10 protein-coding genes are annotated in these 21,904 nt (G+C 47.0%); 3 read left to right on the plus strand and 7 right to left on the minus strand.

From position 1 onward, the window contains the following. Window positions 1-3: 3 nt before the first annotated feature. From ACX9GU_RS11625 to ACX9GU_RS11640, 4 genes are all read right to left on the minus strand, one after another. The gene (locus ACX9GU_RS11625; protein ID WP_473194861.1) at window positions 4-2,949 is read right to left on the minus strand and encodes a DEAD/DEAH box helicase; all 2,946 of its coding nucleotides are present in this window, start codon (window positions 2,947-2,949) and stop codon (window positions 4-6) included. 584 nt (window positions 2,950-3,533) lie between these two features. Continuing rightward, the gene (locus ACX9GU_RS11630; protein ID WP_473194862.1) at window positions 3,534-6,617 is read right to left on the minus strand and encodes a DEAD/DEAH box helicase; all 3,084 of its coding nucleotides are present in this window, start codon (window positions 6,615-6,617) and stop codon (window positions 3,534-3,536) included. 53 nt (window positions 6,618-6,670) lie between these two features. Next, entirely contained in the window at window positions 6,671-7,480 is an 810-nt protein-coding gene (locus tag ACX9GU_RS11635; protein WP_473194863.1) for a Hachiman antiphage defense system protein HamA, read from the minus strand. Between the two features lie 143 nt (window positions 7,481-7,623). Then, window positions 7,624-8,304, minus strand: coding sequence for a DotU family type IV/VI secretion system protein (locus ACX9GU_RS11640; RefSeq protein ID WP_473194864.1), 681 nt, complete (start codon window positions 8,302-8,304; stop codon window positions 7,624-7,626). Between the two features lie 370 nt (window positions 8,305-8,674). Between ACX9GU_RS11640 and ACX9GU_RS11645 the strand changes: the two genes are divergently transcribed. Both ACX9GU_RS11645 and ACX9GU_RS11650 read left to right on the plus strand, forming a co-directional pair. Then, window positions 8,675-9,124 carry a CI repressor protein gene (locus ACX9GU_RS11645; RefSeq protein ID WP_473194865.1) on the plus strand — a complete coding sequence of 150 codons (450 nt, stop codon included), beginning with the start codon at window positions 8,675-8,677 and terminating at the stop codon, window positions 9,122-9,124. A gap of 470 nt (window positions 9,125-9,594) precedes the next feature. Then, on the plus strand, window positions 9,595-10,518 hold the full coding sequence (locus ACX9GU_RS11650) for a hypothetical protein (protein WP_473194866.1): 924 nt from the start codon (window positions 9,595-9,597) through the stop codon (window positions 10,516-10,518). A gap of 288 nt (window positions 10,519-10,806) precedes the next feature. Here the strand turns inward: ACX9GU_RS11650 and ACX9GU_RS11655 are convergent, their stop codons facing one another. From ACX9GU_RS11655 to ACX9GU_RS11665, 3 genes are all read right to left on the minus strand, one after another. Then, complete coding sequence (locus ACX9GU_RS11655) at window positions 10,807-12,249, minus strand: multidrug DMT transporter permease (RefSeq protein ID WP_473194867.1); 1,443 nt, start codon at window positions 12,247-12,249, stop codon at window positions 10,807-10,809. Continuing rightward, window positions 12,246-16,670 (minus strand): ATP-binding protein, encoded by a 4,425-nt coding sequence (locus ACX9GU_RS11660; protein WP_473194868.1) that lies wholly within the window; start codon window positions 16,668-16,670, stop codon window positions 12,246-12,248. Before ACX9GU_RS11660 ends, ACX9GU_RS11655 begins: the two co-directional genes overlap by 4 nt. A gap of 174 nt (window positions 16,671-16,844) precedes the next feature. Beyond that, complete coding sequence (locus ACX9GU_RS11665; protein WP_368462860.1) at window positions 16,845-17,132, minus strand: hypothetical protein; 288 nt, start codon at window positions 17,130-17,132, stop codon at window positions 16,845-16,847. Between the two features lie 672 nt (window positions 17,133-17,804). On the opposite strand from ACX9GU_RS11665, the gene ACX9GU_RS11670 reads away from it, so the two are divergent. Further along, a complete protein-coding gene (locus ACX9GU_RS11670) occupies window positions 17,805-21,653 on the plus strand; it encodes a hypothetical protein (RefSeq protein WP_473194869.1) in 3,849 nt (1,282 codons plus the stop codon). Window positions 21,654-21,904: the final 251 nt, after the last annotated feature.

The raw sequence follows: 21,904 nt of genomic DNA on the forward strand, positions 1-21,904 counted from the left end.
ATTTTAAGGGCTGACGATGACCTTTATATCTGTACCGGAAATGCTTTTAATGTATGAATAGCTTGTACCAAAAACTGTCAACTGTTCGTCGGAAACTTTCTTAGCTGAGACAGCAGGCTGGACGATGACAAAATTAAATATAAGTTCATGGTCATGGCACTTATTGCGTAATATTTCAAGCTGCTGTGGTGTTCCTTTAAGTATTCTGTCAAAACCTGTTGAAAGAGATTTTTGGTAGCGATCCAGCAGACGGTCAAAAAATTTCTCACCAGTATAAAGCCACTTTACTGACCTAGAGGCCTGGCCACACACCTCGTAAACATCGCTCAAGCGGGCACCTGGCATTGCGACTCCATCAGTCAAAGGACAGTATTTACAATGGAATAAACTAATGTAGATCCTGTCTTTATCTGCGCGGATTGCAACGAGATCAGCGATTTCACCTGCTCCATCGTCATTGAAGACAATTCCGAAGTCATCAGCAATTTTTTGGTAGGTGAATCCTTGTACGCTATCTGAACGCTTTTCTGCGCGCATTGACTCCTGATAAATTTTTGTTGTTCCCCAGTCCCATGTTTCGAGCAAAGCTTTGGGGAGTTTTACATTCAAGCTGTTGGGTGAAAAGTAACGATAATTTCCGTGGATCATTGACCCGTCAATACTAAGCAATACAAGGGCTTCACCATCCAGATATTCATCCAGTGGCATTTCCTGAGAGAAAACAATTTTAAGATCGGGACAGTGAGTTTTGTAACTATCTGCTAAAAGCTTGATATAGATGTTTGTAAGGTGTTTGGAGTACCCTGATCCATCGTTATCAACAGTGAGTACAGGGATACTCAGGGTTAGGTCATCATTGTGGTTTGGTCTACCCAGTACTATATCAAGTAGATTGAATCTCTCGCCTTGAAAAATGAGTGAGATTTTTTGCTCAGCTTCAATCGCGATTGTTTCGGGCCAATCACAGTAAAACAGACCAACAGGCCATTTATTCTCAATTTTCTCTGCTCGCATGACGTTCTTCAAAACATCGCCTGGGTCGATTGACTGGTCATTGAGTTTTGTAGAGATACGTTTGCACCATTGAATCCAATAGTTGATGGGTGATGAATTCATCTCCCAGATTTTACCTTTGTGCGAGCATCCTACTGTAGTGCGTTCACCCAGTTCGAAACCAGTTGCAAATATATTGGATTTCTTCGCGTTACCTTTTTCGATGTCACTAATGACTTGATTGATGTCGTGCCCAACATGCATTGTAAATCGGAGGTCCTTTCGGGCTCGAGATAAACCTACGTTTTGCAATTTCATCAATTTGATATTGTGAAGTGAGCGGAAGGTCGGTTCACCATTGATACGCACAGCATCTTGAGCAATTAATTTCAGGAAATGGGTCGCTTGCGTATCATCTCCTGAAGTATGAACGAAAAGCATGTTCTCAGGTTCGTTATAAAACGCCAAATACAAGACCCAGTTGGTGTCAACGATAGTCTCAGTTTGCGCCCATCCTACTGATGTCTCGCGCCTTGTTATCATGATGATTGTATCAGCATCATCATTGATGGAAATATGCTGCAGTTTCTCTCTGCGGCCATCGAAGTCTCGAGCCTTTGCGGGCTGCCAATTTTTTGGCGATAAACGATAAGCCAATGCACTGACTTTTGGATTTGGGTTCAGACCAAATATAGAGTCCGATTCGGTGTCATCAGAGAACTGCTCATTAAAAACTTCTTTTTCAATTTCGAAACTGACCTTTTCCTGACTAACGTCGCGGATGACTTTTCCCCAGTCAGCGCTTTCTTTGTAGAGAGCTGACATCTGGTGATCAGTTTTTTGATTAGCAATATTGGCAACGAACTTGGCATCTCCAAGAGTGTTATCCACTCTTGTTAGCCGGCCAATAAACTGCAGTGTTACCGCTGGGCTTTTATGTTGATCATGAATTGCCGCGATTTTAAGTTCGGGCAAATCAAAACCTTCTCCGAGCATGTCAACACAAACAATAATACGATATTTTTTCTGGACGATTTCTTCAAAAATTCTTGCCTGATTATGTACTTTGCTGTGCATTAAGATGGAGCTCAGGCCTTTATACGCGCTGTAAATGTCAAAAAGAGATTCTGCACGCTTTTGTGATTTTGCCCGAACTAACATTAGATGATTGTAACCAGCTGCAATATCTTTCCTCAGAAGTTCTACGGCTTTATCCGCTATAGCTTGATCAGAAAGGTCTAAATTATATTCCCGTACCGGGTGAAATTCGATGTTTTTGAAGTAACCATCATTTTGTGCATCCTTAAGAGGATAGTTATATATAATTTTTCCTTCTAAGGCTAAACCATCTTCCCGAAATGGCGTTGCTGTAAACTGGATGCACGGTTTACCTTTGAAAATATTTTTGACTCTACCCCAACTGTTCGCCGGAACGTGATGAGCCTCGTCAACAAATAGGTGACTACACATATTCCCTAGGGCTTTAACTGCTTCCCCGTCGAATAATCGTAGTGCTTGCGGAGTAGCAACAATAACATTTGCTTTAGAAAGCTGTAGAACTTCGTTCTCAGACATTCCAGAACTGATTGCCGCAACGACAGGATTCAGCGCAACGTCGGATACCGCGCCTACGCTGCGCAGTGTTTTAAAGTTTGCACATTTGCCGACTAATTGACTTCTGAGGGCATCTGATGGAACAAGAATCAAGGTTCTTTCCATTTTTCCAGAGATGAGTAGTGCGAGCATGGTGTCAGTTTTGCCAGTACCCGTTGGCATAACCACCGTTGCCGGTGTAGAAGGGTCTATCACCAAATGCCCTAAAGTCGCATAAATAGCAGCTAGTTGGGGCTTTCGAAGCCCTGGTGTGTTTGTCTTGGAGACGGCGATATTGAAATTAAAATGATGATCTTGCCAACTTCGAAGTACATCCGAGTATTTTGCTATAACCTCATCCATATAATTTTCCTCAAGCAAATGAAGTCAGGTGACATTTGGTTGTCTGGAACATGAACAGAATAACTTTTTCTAGATGTATAAGCGTTTAGGTCAATAAATTAGTTGAAGTATTGTTAAATCTGGCTAACATCTTTTTACCTGAAATGAGCTTTCAAGTTTACAATATGTATTTTTTAACGACGAAATAACTTTACCTAAAAGAGTGTGCGCGAGAATTAAAAATCATATTCATCCGCTACTTTATTTTGAGCGGGTACAGCACTGCTTTCTGAAATCAGTGGAAGAAGATTCCCCATATTCTCTTCCCAATATCCTTAATTTAAATGAGATATATTTACGTCGTTATTGCAGTAAATATCAAATTACTAATATTTAATTAAAGTCACTAATAAAGAGTGTGATCTAAATTACTTCAAAGTATAATTGTCAGAATGCGAATGACTATTATTGGCACGAAGCGAACTAAGGCAGGTATAGGGTCCGCTATGAACGACGAACGAAATTTCGCAAGGCATTATCTACATCGCGGTGTATTGATCAACAGGGAGCAGGTCAGAGGCACCCTGTTGTGACTACACCAGGAGTTAGTCTGTGTTCAAAACGAGGCTGAAATATGCAGGAGTAGTCCTGACGACTTGCTCAATCGCACTAAGATGAGTTTTCCTAGCCTCTTCAAACGAATGCCCCTCATACCCATTCTGCCGGAGTGCATCGCGAATAGCCTGTGAAATGAAGCGGTCAGCAAATCCCGCCCCATAAATACTTAGGGAAAGCGTGTCAGGAAGACCATTTTTCAGGCTCTTCTGGAAACTCGCGAGCGGTGCACCTTTCTCCCCTATAATTTCTTCGGGAGTAAAGAGGAATTGCGCGAGAGCCGCCAGAATGAGCGCACAATCAAATCCCAGCGTGTTTTCAAGAAAGTGGAGTATATCGTCGTCGCTCACCTTCTGTTTACGCTTGCCAGCTTTCTTTTTAACCTGAATCTGCATTGCTTTTCTGAATATTTCTCCGTAACTAGTTCCGCACATCCAGGAAAGTGTGAGTTGGGAACCTGCATCTGCTGGCTCTACGGTGCGGAAAAAACGGCTGTCACAGAGTTCGTTAAGCAATGGCCAGACGGCAGTAAGCCAGCTTTCATTGGAGTTCAGTGCAAGGAGAATCTCTCTGTGTTCGCTCACCCAACTTTCAATGTATTTGGCCTGTTTTGCACCAAGCAATGTCTTGCCAAATGATGCCTGTTTTACAGGGGAGTTCTCAACAGATTCAATACGCCTCGCAACCAGCTTAAAGTACTCTTCCAGATTGTCTGATTCCTCTGCTGCTGCCAAAAAGTACGCCAAAGTTTCGCGGGCAAGTTCGCCAGCCCTCAGCTCGAAGCCGCCAACATCTGAATTTGCACAATTTGCCATGAGGTAGCTTTCAAGTGTTTGCGTCATCTTTTTCCGCTCAGCCATAGCTTTCAGTAACTCTTTAACCAGTCCATCCATTTTCTTCGGCTCGAGTCGTGGCACCTGACCAGCTAAATCACGGGCCCAAGTTTCCCAGACTGACTCATCATCCATTAAGTCCAATAGATCGCTTGGTGAAAATCGCCATTGCAGATTTTGGGGAAGTGCAAAAGGTTTTAACAGCAAGAGCAGCGAGCTGGTGACCCCTTCCGCTTGATCTGGCGATAACAGCTCAACGGCACTTTTAAACCTCCATGAATCCCGATAACTTTTCCGGTTATCCCATATCTTAGAGTCCGCAAAGAGAACAACACCTTCAGTATGCATCCCAGCGCGGCCAGCACGGCCTATCAGATTCTGGAAGTCCCGAACTTTTACACGGCCGGTCCCCTGATACACACCCTGTACGATGAGGTAACGAATGGGCAAGTTGACACCTTGAGCGAGTGTGGATGTGCATGCAATAAATTTTATGAGGCCCTGCTGCATCCCATGTTCAAGGGCCAGTCGAATACCCTGCGGGGTATTACTGTGGTGTGTGTAGATGCCAAGGTCGGCAGCCTTTGATGGGAGGGTATCGCTCCCGAAGTTACCCTCAATAAGGCTTTTCAGTGCTTGGACTTCTTTAGAATCAGCGTAGGCTACCGGCCAGACGGTGTTGTACCCCGCTTGTGCAATTTGTACTGCCCTTTTTGCTATCCCGTTTGCAATCACCTTTGTCCCGCAGAAAATGGCAACGGCTCCATTACTGACCACACGCAGTCCCAGATAAAGCGATATGTCGCTCGATTTTTCCCGGGTCGGAAATGTTGCTTCATCAGCTTTAATGCCCGCCAGTTTGGCTGCTTCGATCACTCTCGGAACGAAATAATCCTCTCTGTCATAGCTATTTTCATAAAACATTAACTGCCCAAGCGACTCTGCCCAGCTTGCAAAAGCAACTGACCGACTTGTGGGTAATAGTGTTGCGCCGTCAATTACCTGTGCCTTATCGGACCCCATCAGCCAGTTGGCAATATCTGTTGGGTTTTTCATCACAGCAGAAATCAGTAGCGTTTGAGCAGCGTCTGGTAGTAACCCCTTTATTTCAGTAAGCAGCAATTCATATGTAATACCTCTTCCACCGGTATCGAACTGATGTCCTTCGTCATATATAACAAGCCCAACATGCTTCAACACCTGAGGTGACTGGCGCAAAACATAGAGGAACTTCTCTGGTGTAAGGGCTAATACATTCGATGTTGATGGAGGAACGCTCCCGAGCAGTTCTGCAATCTGCGCAATGAAGTCAATTTGCAAGGCATCCGTTAATTCATTAACTTTGATGTCATTGCCTGCCAGATCCTGACGCAGAGATAAGGCGATTTCGTGGCAAAGTGCCCGAAATGGCGCGACAACCACTGCAAGTTTCGTGCGTCCGGACATGAACGCACTTCGCAGGACTATTTCTATCGATCTCGTTTTTCCAGCACTTGTGGGCATCTGAACTAAGCCCGATGCTCCGCTGTATATCCCCCGAGCACCTAAAAGAAGTTGAGAAGGCCAGAGTTCTTTAGGGAAACGGCCTCTCTGGATCACCGCTCGCCAGTGCTCGACTGATAGGCCTGAATACGAGGGGAGCGTCACCCACGCCGACGCAGCGAGTCTCATACGGCAAACCGACAGCGCGACATCTGCGTAAAGTACTTCCTCGGGAGTGCCGATTTTATAAACCATACTTCGAAGATGCTTCAATAATTGGTCTATTTCTTCCAGCCGTGAACCATCTGCGAAATGGCTGGCAATAGCGAATGAGACCGACGTCAACAGAGGTCCATAACGTTCATCATCCAGGATCCAGTAGGTCCTCCAGTCCGCCTTGAGAAGCCACTGAAGAAAGTGTTCAACCTTATTGCCTCCTTCTTTAGGCTCAAGGCGACGAGCAAGGACTAAGCTACTGCCTGGTCGACGAGCTACATAGTAGGCGGCAGAAGCTAAAAGTAATGTTGTTCTTTCAAGCCCTTGTGCAAATTTTGAGTCAATGATTGCGTCGAAGAAACTGGCACAGAAATTCAGTTCTGCCTGGTGTTCAGGGGGAAGAGGGATTAAGGGATGCGATAGGTCAGCAAGGAGCCCACTAACGTCGCCAAGAGTAGCGATAGTCATAACAAACAACTGCAGGGGATCAGTGCCTTCGGGCACCCTAAGGTGCTGAGACTCCTCAAGTCCAAATTCGTACATCTTTCCTTTTGATCGCGTTATACCAAAAAGGCGCTTGCTATTGAATCCGGCTCTCATTTGCATGCCCTCGCGTAGAGTTCATGGACCAGTTTCATCTGCAGGTTAGAACGCACAACTATCAGACTTAGAGCAGACTGATTTGAGTGACCAGCAGCTAGAGTTTTTGCAAGCTCATCTTCATTGAAAGCGGTTTCGCAGAGCACTGCAACTGCACCCGAGTGGTAAGAATATGGGTTATCGCTGGGGTTCTGGAATCGTGAGATTTTGCTAGCGTCTAGTGTCTTACCTTCACGAAGAAGCCTACGTTTCGTGGCGTTTAATGTAACACCTTGCCTGAGGTGCTCATCTTTAGAGCCATCGTCCACTGCGCTCTGGAGCTGACCGTCATACACGCTTCCTGAAAGTGACGCTTTAACCTCAAACGCGAAAAGGGCATCATTCGGATTGGATGATGTATTGTCCACCTGATAAAAACCTAGAATATCCACTCCCTTAACCGATTCATTATTGCTTGCTTTGTCGGAATATTTGCCTCTGGGTACCCAGAGGTTGAGCATGAACTCTAGATAGTCGGAAATGAGAAATTCGGCGAAATCACCTGAGCGAATTGAAGGACCAGGTGCCCTAGTTTTATCAGGAAAGACATGTGCATTCAGATACTGCTCGATTGTCATTCCCGTGCCATCCATGAGAAAGGGAAGCTCTTCGTCAGAACAGTATTGCCGGCGAAAATGCATTGCCCAGTTGTCCAGAGTCGCCGAATCTGTTGGGGGGGCAAACTCCCAAACATTAATAGTCCGCCCTTCTAAGGTTGTCAGTCCCGATGACCGCATCTTTAAACCAAGTAAATGGCCGGGCAGCATAGCGCCTCCTTTTGTTGAGCATTCATACTTCAAAGAAAAGCAGCACGCTACCGCCCATCGCCGTTAACCCCGCAGGCGCATCAGGTCATCAGTGTCACCCGGAATGCCAAACCTGCGAAGCCGGATGTTGTTGAAGGCTACATTTACCCCGGCAGAGCGGATTGCAATAATTGTTGAAGTGAAAGCTGTAATCCAATGATTAACCCCATGGACACCATCACGGAGAGTGCTATCCAGAGCATGCGGTAATGTAGCAACGTATCCCTAGCGCGTGGGCGATAATGCACAATGATGGGGGGCGGCACCGGGTGTTCAAAGGCAGGCCCCAACACATTGAGATAATCCAGCAATGTCTGGCGCTCTGGCAAGTTCTCGTTAAACTGCCCATGAAACCCCAGGCTCAATACACGCTGGTTACAGGTCGGCACACCCCTATCAGGAATTTGCTCGTGCAGCAGGGCATTAATGCGCTCTACGAAATGGTTGCATACATCCAGTGTGGAAAATAAATGGGCTTGAAGTGGCAATGTATGCCTGGCGAGATTGATAGTACTGTCTTTGGCGTGTATCCCAGGACTCAGGCGGGTGAGGACTGTTTCATCCAGTAAGGTGGGTTGCGCGTAGGTGATGGTATCAATATGGCGTTCTGAGGCACCACGTTCAGTGAGTGCAGCACGTACATTCTCCACCAGCGTTATTGCCTGAGGATGAAACGCGTCACTGACAAACGTAGAGGGATCATTTTTTACCCTTAACACAAACAGCCATGCGTCCTGCAGTAGGGTATCAATGAGGGTAACGGAATTGTCAGCAATGCTATCCATGAATAAACCTGACCATACCAGAGTAAAACCAAGAGATTACCATGTGAGCAGAGAGGATAACATAAGCAGCATTAACCTTAATCTCAAATAATTGATGCCGGTCATCTTAGAACAGGGAAGTGATACTGAGGTCATAAATTTTAGTGATGGGGCTGGATCATCAGTATGCAAGCAATGCCTGTAGGCAACGCAGTAAGGTCATTTCAACTTAGCCTGTAGAGGGCGAACATTTCTATTTAACACTGATACGCCTAATCTTTACAATAGTACGATAAAAAGATGCCTAATTGCTTTTTTCGAGAGTTATACGTACTATTTTATCTGATTATGGTGCCATCAATAAAACTTTAGTATTCGCCCAGGAATGACTATGAAAAGTAATGCCAGCTTCCCACAATGGCGTTCGAACAGCGAACCAACAGGCGTTGAGCATTTTGGTCAACGACTACAAAGCGTGATTGGAGATCAGTCTGTCGCGTCCTTTGCCAAAAAGTGCGGGCTTTGTGAGGCTTCGCTGAGGAAGTATCTGAAGTCAGGTACGATGCCTGGCATTGACCGCGTGGCTGCTATCTCAGCATGTACCGGCCGCTCTCTGACCTGGCTCATTACTGGAGGAGGGGAGGAGTACAAGGATAAACTGAGTCAAGATGCAAACAATCTGTCAGATGAGGACATTGCAATGTGGTGGGGCTGTATCGCCGATGCACTGGCGGTTGAAGATAAAACTCGTATTATTGCTGCTTTTAAGCTGGGAGGTCTTAACGCTTTGTTTAAGCCAGATCTCATTACCAGCACGGTAAATAAACCAAATGGGCGCTAGTTTACCTGTGTACCATTGTTGCTACTTCGAGGGCAATCAGATCTGAAAGTCAGTCCAAGTGCCCAGACAGTGTGAAAACGTTTTTGATCGTAGAAGCGGCTAAAACAGAGCTGAAAACCGTGTCTTGACGTAAAATTTTACTCTGCTAACCAGCCGTTCGATTTCAGATTTTTCATCGCCTCATACTTCAGTTTTGGTCTGAATTCTCACAAAGCCTATGCAGACCTTTCAAAGATAAAAAGGTGTTAATAAATAGATGGCTGTTCATTTTCTGTGTCGACAGTGGTGCTGGTTGGCGATGGCGCACATTACACAATCTGGACTGAGTTCAGCTAAAGTATTCTACTATTTGAAGCAGTTAGTATGTGTGCGTTATATCTGGCTAAGTCAATGGGCCCTTCCGCTAAACCGGTGTTCTATGGCGAAAATTTGATTCTTAAGCTAGATGCCCAATAAGTTCAGGAGTATCCATGGCAAAGCAACTTTCACCGGCTGGCGTAGTTGCGCTTAAAGAAGCGCTGTGTTCAGTATATTGGTACAAATCTGATTTGCGCGGTTTTCTAGGTCTTTGCCTTTCAAACCCTGCGGCCCTCAATTCCTTTAATTGGGAGAACTACAAACGACAGATCGCATCTGATGTTGTCGATTTCCTTGTGGCCAATCCTACCAACCACCTCGGTGATCTCACCAAAATTTGCTATGAACTGTGTAAATTGACAGATTTTTCTCATCTTAAGCCTCTTGATGATGGTTCCGCTAAGGTTGAGAAAGCGCGTAATGCAGTCAATCAGTTGAAGCAACTTGTGGGTACACATCAAGAGATCAAGCGCGAACAAGATGAAATCAAGAAGCGACAAGAAATAGCAGCACAAAAACTGCGTAAAAATGCAGCTGTTCGTCAGAAACTTGAATCGATCAAAAACAAATATATGGCGCTAATCAGCTCAAGTGATCCACAAGGGAGAGGATTTGAACTTGAACGGATTATGTATGAACTTTTTGAGCTTTTCGACCTGGACCCTAAGTCTTCCTTCAAAAACCTTGGCGAACAGCTAGATGGGGCGTTTACCCTCGACGGTACAGAATACTTGTTTGAAGCGAAATGGCATAAAGAACTTGTTAACAAAGCATCCCTAGCTGCGTTCACTGATAAAGTACGTACAAAGTTAGAAAACACCTTAGGCATCTTTCTTTCAATCAATGGATTCTCTCAAGATGGTGTATCGGCTCATCAAGCAGGTGGTGCATCTATTCTTCTCATGGATGGTGGCGACCTTATGGCCGTGTTTGAGGAGCGCATTGATTTCGTGAGTTTGCTGCTAAGAAAAAAGCGCCATGCAGCCCAAACAGGCAACATCTACTTTTCATACTACCAAATGGTTTCTAGTGCCTAATTGGATATAAAGAACTCGCCTAAAGGCGGGTTCTTGTTTTGTTGGGGGGACAGATAGATTTCTGTTCGCTCTGAGCACAGACGTTAGTAAGCGTCAACTCAGCACCGTCTGGCTTAACTCGTCAGGCTCTGTAGTTTAGGTGTCCACTTACTCTTGCAAATGGTGGACACCCCACGGAACCTGGAAAATATGGATGTGGGAGATTATGGAATCAATTTAGCTGTTCTCCCATTGTCATCAATCTGCAAATTGGTCATTCGGAGACTATCGCAACCAGAATAGATAGATCTAAACAAATATAACACCTGTAGTAAGTGTTTCACTGAACTTGTCAAAGCTGTTACTTCGATACAAGGTACGCACTTGCCAAAGGTAAAATGCGCGCAGTGGCTTGCCACCTGCGTCAGCATTTTTACGGTACGTCGTACCGCGGGAAATGAGTGCAGTTCCACAATTTCCATAGAATTGTCTTGGCCGTACCGGCCCCCATCCAGCATTCCAATAGCTAAGGTTAGCAGTGACTTGGTCCTCCACTTTGATCTGTAGCTGCCCTTCATGAGGCATCATTTCAATCTCGCCCACACTAGGTATCGTTGGCAGGAAAAGTCTAGATGGATACAGATCGTGCTGGAGATAGCCTATTCTGTCGAGATCTAGTGTACCAGCCAAGGGCCAGGCCGTTGAGTCTTCGTCCAACAGGTGCTCGAGAGTTGGTGGAGTGACGACAGTAGTTGTGTCTAGTAGATCCGGAGCTTTGCTTGAAAGCTGCGGCCATCCTGTCCAAAAAGATTTGAGATGGTCTGCAAGATCAGTATCTTCTATATTGCTGTTTGCAATTTGTGACCACCGCACCAGAGACACCTCCACGCATCGCTCCATCGACATTACTACAGGTGAGCTAAAAGCGATCAGTTCGTCACCTGGGTGTGCTGTCTCTGCACTGGAAAGGAGTGCGCGTAATGAAGTCTCCATCGTCTGGGCATTGCCGTCGAAGCCTGCTGGTGTTGGGAACCAGTCCGGACGCTTTGGTCTAAGTAAAGCCAGTGTCGGATGAATCGGAAGTGCTAAAAGAGATTTCTGATCTGCCAACTCCGATGGCATCTTCCAAATATGTGTGGCCACAGTCAGTGTGCGAAGGTAAGCAGAAATAGCGCGAAGGGCGACACGGGCGGAAAGTTGACCAATGCAGCCATCCCCCATCGGCCGAATGAAGTAACCTGGGTCGGCTTGATATGGTGCATCCGGGTAAACTGCTCGGTTCTTTGCCCATTCAAAAGCCATTTGTCGAACAAACGGAAGCTTAGAATAAGTCTCAAGCCTACTCATGGACGTCCGGAATATCCTAGGCAAGTCCACACCTTGCACCCCATTAAAGTCATCAGGAATTTCGAAGTCTTCCGGGACTTCTTCTTGGCCCGTATATTTGGCTTGAATCGAGAGCCCACAGCTCTTCACCAGAAGATCGGAGAGTAGTGAGGGCAGATGAATGCTCTCTGCCAGCGTTAAAGTGGCGGAGTAGCCAAACGCTTTCTTTGCCATCCAGAAAATACATAGCACCTCAATAATCTCGGCTTCAAGTTTGCGTGAACGCAGGAAGTGAAGCAGTGAGGATTCGGTTTCAGCCTTCGTCGCAGGTTCTCCCAGTCGAGCTGCGAGCTCCTGTATGGTCCACCACCGTGCAGATGTGGAAGGCCAGCCAAGACGAGCAATAAGTATGCGAAGGTCCTTCATTGAGCCTCCAAGGGGATATGTGAGACTAGCTCCACCATCCAGCGAGGGGGATCTAGAGGCAGGGTACGAGTATCCTCAATTACGCAATTGACCATCGTTTCCGCAAAGTTCACAGCTTCTTCTATGCGGTTTTGCTTGATGTAGAAATAGACCATTAGCTCCGATGGGGCGAGGCGTGACGGCGCTGGGTCATCGAACATGCCATAAGTTGTTTCGGTCACAAATTCATCACAGCGCTGCGGATAGTTTTCGGCAACCAGAGCAAGCCTGCTGTGAATCTTTGCCTCGCTCTCCATGTACCCAATCCACCCACCTTTACGGATCTGAGCATGAACAAGATACTTCCAAGCTGCTGGCAAGCCACTCATTCTGCGTTTCGTTTGAAAGGCGAGCTCACACAAGGGGAGGGCATCCCTCATCCATCTATTTTCTGAAAAAAGAACCCTATCAAGTTCGGTAAGCAACCTCTTGTCCTGTTTTTGAGACATCCAGTATTGATACCAGGTACGAAGAAGTTTTGATCGCTCCTCGTAGTGTGATTCCAGACTTTCAAGTAGGTCGTCCAGTTGTTCAGGCTCAAAGATCGTGACATTACCTTCATAGGGTTTGCTGTTAGTGCTATCCCCTGAAGGATCTTGGCGCTGCAACCAACCAACGGCCCATCCATTGTGTTCCTCAAGAATGCAAAGCCTTTCGGCTGCGTTTGCTATACCGTCCTGCGCAAGTTGTTGCAGGGTATCGCGTATTTCAGGATGGAGGCCTGTGCGCATCAGGGCGTCGAGAGGCCACCCCTCTGCTATTCCCTGTTTGACATAGGCTTTCAGGCTGCTCTCTGCCAGCGACCAGTCGCCTGCATATGTATGTTCTTCATATTTGATCACCAGTGCTGAAGGCTTGAGCTTTGCCAGCAACCGATCAGCTTCAGCAAGGACATGTCTCGTGCCTTTGCCATCGGTGTAATTCAGAACATGGTGGATCTGCGGCGAAATCTGGCCAAGTAATCGACTAGCATCTTCTGCAGCTACATCGGCTAGATAAGCGATAGCATCTACCGTATTACTCAGAGTTGGATCTTTGCGATGCCCATAGCCGGTAGTCAGTTCCCACGTCTGCGTACAAAGTTCACGAGCTGCCGACGTCAAATGATGAGCGATCGCAATCGCGCAGAGTTGCAAAGGTGTTTGAAGATGCACACTGGTCTCACTCTGAACGTCTGCATCAAACAACGAACGTTGAGCGCTAATGAATGTCATAGCCGCTTCGTTTGTCATTCTTGTCAGTGATCCGGCTGCGTATTGAGCACGGAAAGATGCACTGTCGAACCAGGTGCATTGCAAGGTCGCCTTCATGGTCTCTGGCGGGATTGTCACATCGTCAATGTTTTTCAAGAGGACGCTACCAAGGCGAATGTCGCAAGCAATCCGATGTAGGGCTGCTCGAAAGTCTTCGGCAGCAGAAGTCTTGTTATGGCTCTGCCTGAATCGCTGGTACTCTATTGGTTCGAGTAGTTCATAAAACTGATGAAAATCTACGAACTTACCGTACCACCAGCTATGAGCAATTTGTTCACCAATGATGGACAGTGTATTGAGAAGGTCGGTAATGTTTTCTCTACCTTCGTAGACAGGGGCTTGGACAAACTCGAAGGCGGCCTGGTTCTCGACTGCCATGCAGAGACTTAGGTGCACTGCGCCAAAGAACCATTGATGTACGAGCACTGCGAGATTTTCTTTTTGTTCGTAATAGTCTCCCTTTAGCCAGTTCAGGGGAATTGGCTCGTTCAAAGGAGTTGAGGTTTTTGTAAGAACAGCCTCTATCGCAGCCACAAATGGCGTTCTGACCAGTGCGTTGAAGTCTTCACGCTCGGTAATATATACCCCCGCGTTTGCTGCTGCGCGAATACAAGCATCGCTGATGATACGCTTTTTATGACTATTGGAGAGTGAAGCAGCAACAGCCATTAAGTCGTCCAAATTGCCTTCATCAACCAGCATTTGAACACGAGGCAGCCATGCAGCTGGCCTATTTCGCTCTACCAACCAAGCGAGTTCCTCTGATGTGGTCCCGACAACGTCGAGTTGCGCGAACGCTCTGGCCAGAAATTTAAACTCACCGGAGCCCATTCTTGAGTTATATTTGCGGGAGAACTGGTTCAAGCCCTTAAACCGGTGCAGCACTTCTTCACCACAGGTTTCTGCCAGAACTTGATCTCCTCGCGAGTGCAAGGCCAGACCAAGCGCTGCAACATTCAGGATGTCCGTTTCGTGCCTGGACGCCACAGCCTCGAGTATCACGCTTTCCTCTGCCGTCAGCGTTAACGTAAATGAGATGAGCCTGGCCAAGTCATCGTCTTGCATCTGGAATCGGCTACCATCGACCATACGAGCCTTTAAGTGTGCAAGGCGATAGGCATCTGCAAATTTTGCTGTTTCAAGCGCAGCAACCAGGGCGTCTGATAGCAGTGTGTCAAATAGCGATTCTGGATAACCTTCTTCTAAGCGGCGCATGATCCAGTCACGGGTAAGACCCGTGATGAGATTTGTAGGTTTGCCCATCTTCGCTTGAACCGTCCATAACCAGTTCACACGTAGTGAAGTGGGAGCCAAGCGCTCAAGCCAATCTGTGACTGCAGGCATCAGTTCATTGATCCGAGCCTCGTAGCCTGCGGTTGCGCGCACGAAAACTGCCAGACTCTCATGAAAGACCTTCAAACCAGCGGCTGACGAGTGAAGTAAATGTTCCACTTTGCCGACTTCAGGATCTGCCAGCTTGATGATCGTTGTGATCTCTGAGAAGGCAGTTTTTGGCCAAAAAAACGGAAAGGCGCAGATGAGCCTTAGTGTATCCTTCTGGCTTGGAGGCAGATGCTCCCACAACGATGCATAGTAGAATTTGGCGTCCTGGCTCAAGTCTCCCTTCAACTGCTCAACATCCCAGCGGGATAATTTGTGACCGGCATGTTTCAGTTCCGCTGTCGCGTATATAACGTGAAGAGGGTGGCCGTTTGTTCTGTTGCGGAGTGCAGATGCTGCATCTTGCAGTTGTTCTTCGGCTTGCCGCTCATCCTCGAAGCGACATGTAAGTTTGCCTTCTTGGAGTGCTCTACGAAGGTAGGAAAGAACTGCATTCTCGGACATTGCCGGTAAGGTGCGCCATTCGGCCTTTGGCGCAAAGGCAAGCAGGTCCGTTGGCAACTGGGCGTCATTTACCGGCTGAGTACCGACGAGCAGCACCATATTATCCGGGCAGGGAATTACCTGAGAGAAAAGGTCGTCAAGCGGTCGTTTGTCTTCAGCGTTGATACGCCAGACATGATCCAAGCCATCGAGAATAAGCACGAACGGCTTACCCAGTGCTTTATAGTGGGCAGCGCATGCCTCCAACTGTGTATGTAAGCCTCCAGTAGTCTTCGGAACATCCTCGTGAAACTGTTGGATTTGCGCCAGGATGGATTGTTCGACAACGTAGCAATTGACTCGGTCGCGGCCACGCTCTGTTGTTGACAGAAAGTAGTGATGACGAACCGTTGGAATGTCCTGTTCTACGAGCGTGTCGCACAGTGCGCTCAGATAGGTACTCTTTCCTCGGCCTGGCGGGCCTGTCAGCACAATTGCCTTCCCTGTGGCGTTAATTGTGTCCTGGACAAATTCTTGGTGGAACGTTTCGTCAGGAACCTCATACCCTTTTGGAACGACAAAGTCCTCTGGTAGCGGTGCAGGAGGTAATGCTCGCAGGATAGTGCGGAGTTCTGTCAGTGTGATCCAACCGTTCGGAGCCGGGGAGTTCTTTTGTGTCGCCCAGTTCAGGGCGATGTTTTTGAGGGTAGCGATACCCTCAGGTGTGCCATGCAGTCGAAGGCGTGCATCAACATCATGCTCCAATGCGATGTAGCCCTTATCGCTGTGTTGAATGCGTAATTGATTAAAGAACGCCTCACAGTCCTCAACGCTGCCAAGTTCAGAGTTCACTGCTGAGCGCTGAAGTTCAGGGATCTTGGCAAAAGAAATTCTACCTGCCTCAAGACAGGCTTCAAGGGCAGCATCAGGTCGGCGGTTTGTTGTGAGCGAGATATCGCCAATACGCGCTGGGTCGAGTTGCTTGAAAGCGTCGAACCACTTGCGAAGCATTGACCTCGACCGTTCCGTCTTGCCAGTTTTCTCCAACATCCATTTCCAAGACAGCAGGTGCTTGTCAGGATTTGGGGTGAACTTGATCTGCAGGAGGTCTACAAGGCCATCAGTTCGCTCAATGACGATGTCATCCAATCCTTGTGGCGCTTCGTTCTCATGGTCGCACTCGAATTTCACACGATTATAACGTATTGGCGCATCAAGCCAATCGCACAGCACCTTGAGGCCTTGGCGATTTTGGTAAATATAACCAGCTGCGGTGATTGCTGTGTTCTTAATATTTTCAGACATGGTTGTTCTACGTAATTAGCCCTGTTTTTATCAATATACCCAGAGTGTTCATTCGGAAAAACTTAGTCAGAACAAGGTAGTTGTGTCCGTTCATCGTACATAACGACCGTTCGCCGTACATTAAAGTCGAGCTGATTTGAACAACCGTTCGCGTGAAACGTGACCGATCATATACTACTGGCTTTTCTTCCAATCTTTCGTTGTGTTACGACAGTCGTAGCCAGGAATTTTAGCAGTAGGAATAGCATTGAGTCGAGATACTGCCTCAACAGCCATATCCTCGTCCATAAGATAAACGTGCTTAAGTTGGTCGATGATGTCCTGATCTGTTGCCTTGTATTGGCTCATTCGATACTCAGTACAGGCTAACAATAATGCAGCTAAAGGCTTGTCGTTTGCTATATTGGCATCACCAAATGCAGATGATGAGATAACAGCTAGAGATAAAATGATTTTTTTCATTGCACTTCCCTTTTTAAGTATCATTATTATGCCATACATTTTTCAGAAAGGAGTTAACTCTATACCAATACCACCAACGTGCAACCATCAGGGCAACCTTTCCATGCTCATGCTGTCATGCGTTTCCCTTATTTATGGCGTGAATATGTCGCGTACAATAAGAAATAAAAACGCATGCATGCATGCATAAAAAAGATTAATGCATATGAAAAAGCAGCACAACCTATAAGTTATAATTAGTGTGTTTTAGCACGCTAAGTCCCATGTTAAGTGAGATATGGCTTGGTATACTTAGATACGTCTCTTCGCAGAGATTGTTGCCAGTGCGCTATTGTGAAATACTGGCTGTCTTTACACATCACTTCCAGTGTGCTGGGCAAGCTAATGAGGGTTGCCAAATCATTTGCCACCATCACTGCGTTATCGTGGCCCTTTCAGAGCAGACACACTTCTTAACTTAACGTTCCTAATATACTAATTGAACATCAAGATGTTTGACTTGTAACATCATCGAGCAAATCGTTCTTTAACGTCTAGAGGCGATATTTGCTTTTTTAAAAATCGCAGGTGGAAGCTTTCACTGCAAACGTTAGAGCGGACATTCGTCTACATCTTGGCTAGACTATGGGCTACTTTTGGCTATAGAAGCAAGATTTTTATTAAGGTGAAGGCGTGGCAATTTTCGACATTGGGAAAGATGAATTACTCCGGCTGTCCGATACTCAACTAGAGGAGTTGATTGCTCGTCTCGCCGAGGCCGAAGTGGCGGCCCATGGCCATAGCCCTGCGTGGGTAAGTTGGTCAGGTTCAATCAATGCTCCAGACGGAGGAGTTGACATCCACGTTCAGGTTCCTGTCGATAAGTTGAGCACCGGGTTTCTTGAAAGGCCTGATACGATCCTACAGGCCAAAAAACATTCGATGCCGATGGCCGCGATCACCAAGGAAATGGTTACCGATAGAAGATTATCACCGACAATCTCTGCCCAAGCCGTAAAGAAAGGTTGCTACATCATCGTCAGCTTGGATGATGACTGTTCTCCTCTTATGAAGAGGGATCGCCTCAAAGCAATGCGGGATGCCGTGAAGGATGACCCTAATAGTAAAAGTATTCACCTTGACTTCTACGACCGCTCGAAGTTAGCTCAATGGTTGCGCCAGCACCCATCAGTCATGCTGTGGGTAAAAAGAAAACTCGGCCAGGGATATTCAGGTTGGCAACCGTACGGCGCTTGGAGCAACCCTCCACAAGGTGTTGCGGACACGTTAATTTCTGCCCCAGGAGTAACTGTCACTTTACCGTCAGCAAAGGGGCAAAAGCTCAACATCGCAGATGCCATAGAACCGATGCGGAACCTTATTCGCTCTACTCGTAAGGCGGTTCGTATCACGGGGTTGTCCGGCGTCGGAAAAACCAGGATCGTGCAGGCTCTCTTCGATGAAACAGCTGGGAAAGATGCTCTTGACCGGACAGTAGCTGTCTATGTGGACACTGGTGCTGAACCAGATCCTTCGGCATCGGTGATGCTCGATAGGTTTATCGTGGAGAGCCGACGTGCCATTATGATCCTCGATAATTGTCCATCTGAATTGCACTCCTCGCTAGCCAGCAGAGTATCAACCTCAGGCGGCAAGGTAAGTCTCATCACCATTGAGTACGACATCAGAGACGACAAACCTCAGACAACCGAGGTAATACACATTGAGGCAGTCGGGCCGGAGGTGGCCGAGCAGCTTCTGAACCGTCGTTTTCCTGGTATCGGTCAGAACAATGCTCGCCGGATTGCTGAGTTTGCTGATGGGAATGCAAGGGTATCCTTGGCAATCGCCGAGAGGGTAGAGGAGGGCGAGAGTTTAGGTCAGCTTTCTGACGCGCAGTTATTTAACCGCCTGTTTGAGCAGCGTAACCACCCAGATGACGGTTTGCGAGAACAGGCTGAAATACTGTCTTTGGTATATTCGTTTTCGGTCTCAAACCCTGATGTGGGGCAAAACGAGTTGGAAGTACTGGGCTCGCTCTCGGGGTATTCCCAAAATCAATTGTTTCGATCCGTCAGGAAGCTGTTGGACCGCCACGTTGTCCAGCAAAGGTCTCATTGGAGGGCCATCTTGCCCCATGCTATCGCAAACAAATTGGCCGCATCGGCACTTGATAGTATTCCGGTGGATCAGCTCAGGGCAACCTTTGAAGCCTCGGGTCGTCAACGCTTATTAATGTCGTTCGCACACAGGCTAGGTCTGTTGCATGACCACTCTGTGGCGAAAGAGATCGTTGAAACTTGGCTTCAGCCGGGAGGCCTGCTGGGACAGATATTAGAGTTGGACGATATGCAGGCACGAATGTTGGACTATATAGGCCCGGTCGTACCTGAAGCTTTGCTTGACCGGCTCGAAGCAGAACTTACCGCACCGGATTTTAAAGGCATAAAACCACGTTATAACCCACGGCGGAAGACCATTCTCAACTTATTGCAATCGTTGGCCTACGAATCGAGCGCCTTTGAGCGATGCGTCAGGCTCCTAATCTGTGTGGCGGACTATGAAGACAATAGCAACAACCACGACACCGCTCGAGATAAGATCACGAGATTTTACCAAGCATACCTTTCTGGCACACATGCTTCTTTGGATCAGCGCATTAAATTTATGAATGAGTGCTTTTCATCAGACGTGGCTAGACGCAGGTCGTTGGGGATCAATATGCTCTCGAGTGCATTAGGAGGCCCCCCATGGACAGGGTTTGGGATAAGTGAGTTTGGTGCTCGTCCAAGGGATTTTGGATTTCAACCCAACGACGATGAACTTGTGGAATGGCGTAGCGCTTTCATAGACGTTGCTATGCGGTTAGGTACCTCAGGCATTCCAGACCTTGAAGAGCCAGCACGACTCACCCTTGCGAACCAATTTCGAGGCATGTGGTGCCAGAAAACGATAAGGAACAAACTTGTCGAAGCGGCTCGCGAGTTGCATACTTATCACCCTTGGGGAGAAGGCTGGAAAGCCATCTGTTCAACGATCTATTTCGATTACAAAAGGCGCAAAGATGAAGATGGCTTAGAGTCACTGCCGGACAACCTTGCCGCATTGGAGAGGGAGTTGGAGCCTAATGACTTAGTTCCGACAATCATGGTTTATGTGCTAAGTAAGGGGCACGATTATTGGGCGCTAAATGCCGATTATGATCATGACGGCCCTAATATGTTTGGTAAAGTTAGGGAGCTACTTGAAGCCAAAGCGTTCCGATTGGGTGAGGATTTTGCGGCATCGGTCCATGAACTCGGCGATCTAGGTACCAATTTGTTCACTAATGAATGGATGCCCTATCGCGCCGCGTTTGGGAAAGGGTTAGCAAAAGGTGCAACTGACTTGCAAATTGCTTGGCAACAACTCATCGAACAACTAGATGAGCATCCTGAGGTCTACAAAGATTTTACAGTCTTTGGCGGCTTCATCGAAGAGACGGATTATATTGATTCAATTGTAGCACAAAAGTTACTTGATCAGTGCTCCCAGCATCCTGAACTTCGACATGTATTGGTCGGTTTGCATCCCCGGCGAGAATTCACAGAAATCGACTTGGATCGCTGTATGGCGATTTTGGATGATCCTGATATTCGCCCTGGGATGTATGGACGAATTCTGTGGGGGAGAGAGTATACTAACTTACCCGGAGGCCGTGTACTTGAACTCGCTCAGCGTCTCCTGAGTAAACCAAAGGGTGATGACGTGGTTTTGGATGCTCTAAGTATGGAACTACATGATCAAGAGGAGTCAGTGGATACGCTTGGCTCTAACCTTAGACTTATAGGACTGAGAGCAGCTATCCAGAGGCTTCAAAGAAATCAAAGTGACCCCGGCGGATCTACGGATTATAGTATGAGCCGCGTTATCGACGCCGCGTTACGTTTCGATGGCAATGAGATCGAAAAGATTGAATGGGTGGACACGATTTTTTCTGTTTTTGATGATTACCATGATTGCATATATTCGTTTGAAAATTCCATTGAAACTACAGCCGTATTAATGCCAGAAGCATTTCTCAACCGCGTTTTTAAAGGTACTGAAGAACAACATCAACGACTGTATTTTATTTGCAGCCATGGTTTGCATCAATCTCCTATCAAGAAAATCGGAGTGGGATTTTTAATTGAGTGGTGCCGGGCCAAAAATGATTCCAGCGTATGGCCTTCGGTTGCTACTGCTATAAGCCTTTGGTCAAAGGATGAAGAACTAGAGATTATTACAATGCTGGAGTCAGCGATTATGTTCTTGGAGGCTTCGCCTGAACCAGAAGCCGTGCTGGAAGTATTCGCTGAGCGTGTCACACAGTCGTCCCTATCAGATAGCCGAGTGAACGTGATGCAACCTAGAATGGAAGCTATCGGCACATTGGTCAAACACGAGCGCGCAGATCTCTCTGAAGCTGCGAGATCGGTATGTGCAAAACTGATTAAGAGGATAGAACGCGAAAGAGCGTGTGAACAACGGGAGGATATGGAACGTGAACAGCGGTTTGAATGAGGAAAACTCAATCGAATTTCCGCAGATACAACCTATGCTTGTATGAGTGTCATAGTGGAAAGATGCGTCGCATCAGTAGCTGATACCTAACACTAGGCAAGGCGTATGATCACCACCAACCTAGTGGCGACGGGAATAGTGTTGTTGATATTGTTGTTTTTTCTCGTTCCGAAGTATGTGTTGATGCTGTAGGATTAACGCTTGGTGGGGTAGCATCAATGGCGGTTGATTTTTTGAAAATTTTTATGACA

The sequence above is a fragment of the Serratia sp. K1WW1 genome, from assembly GCF_055790865.1.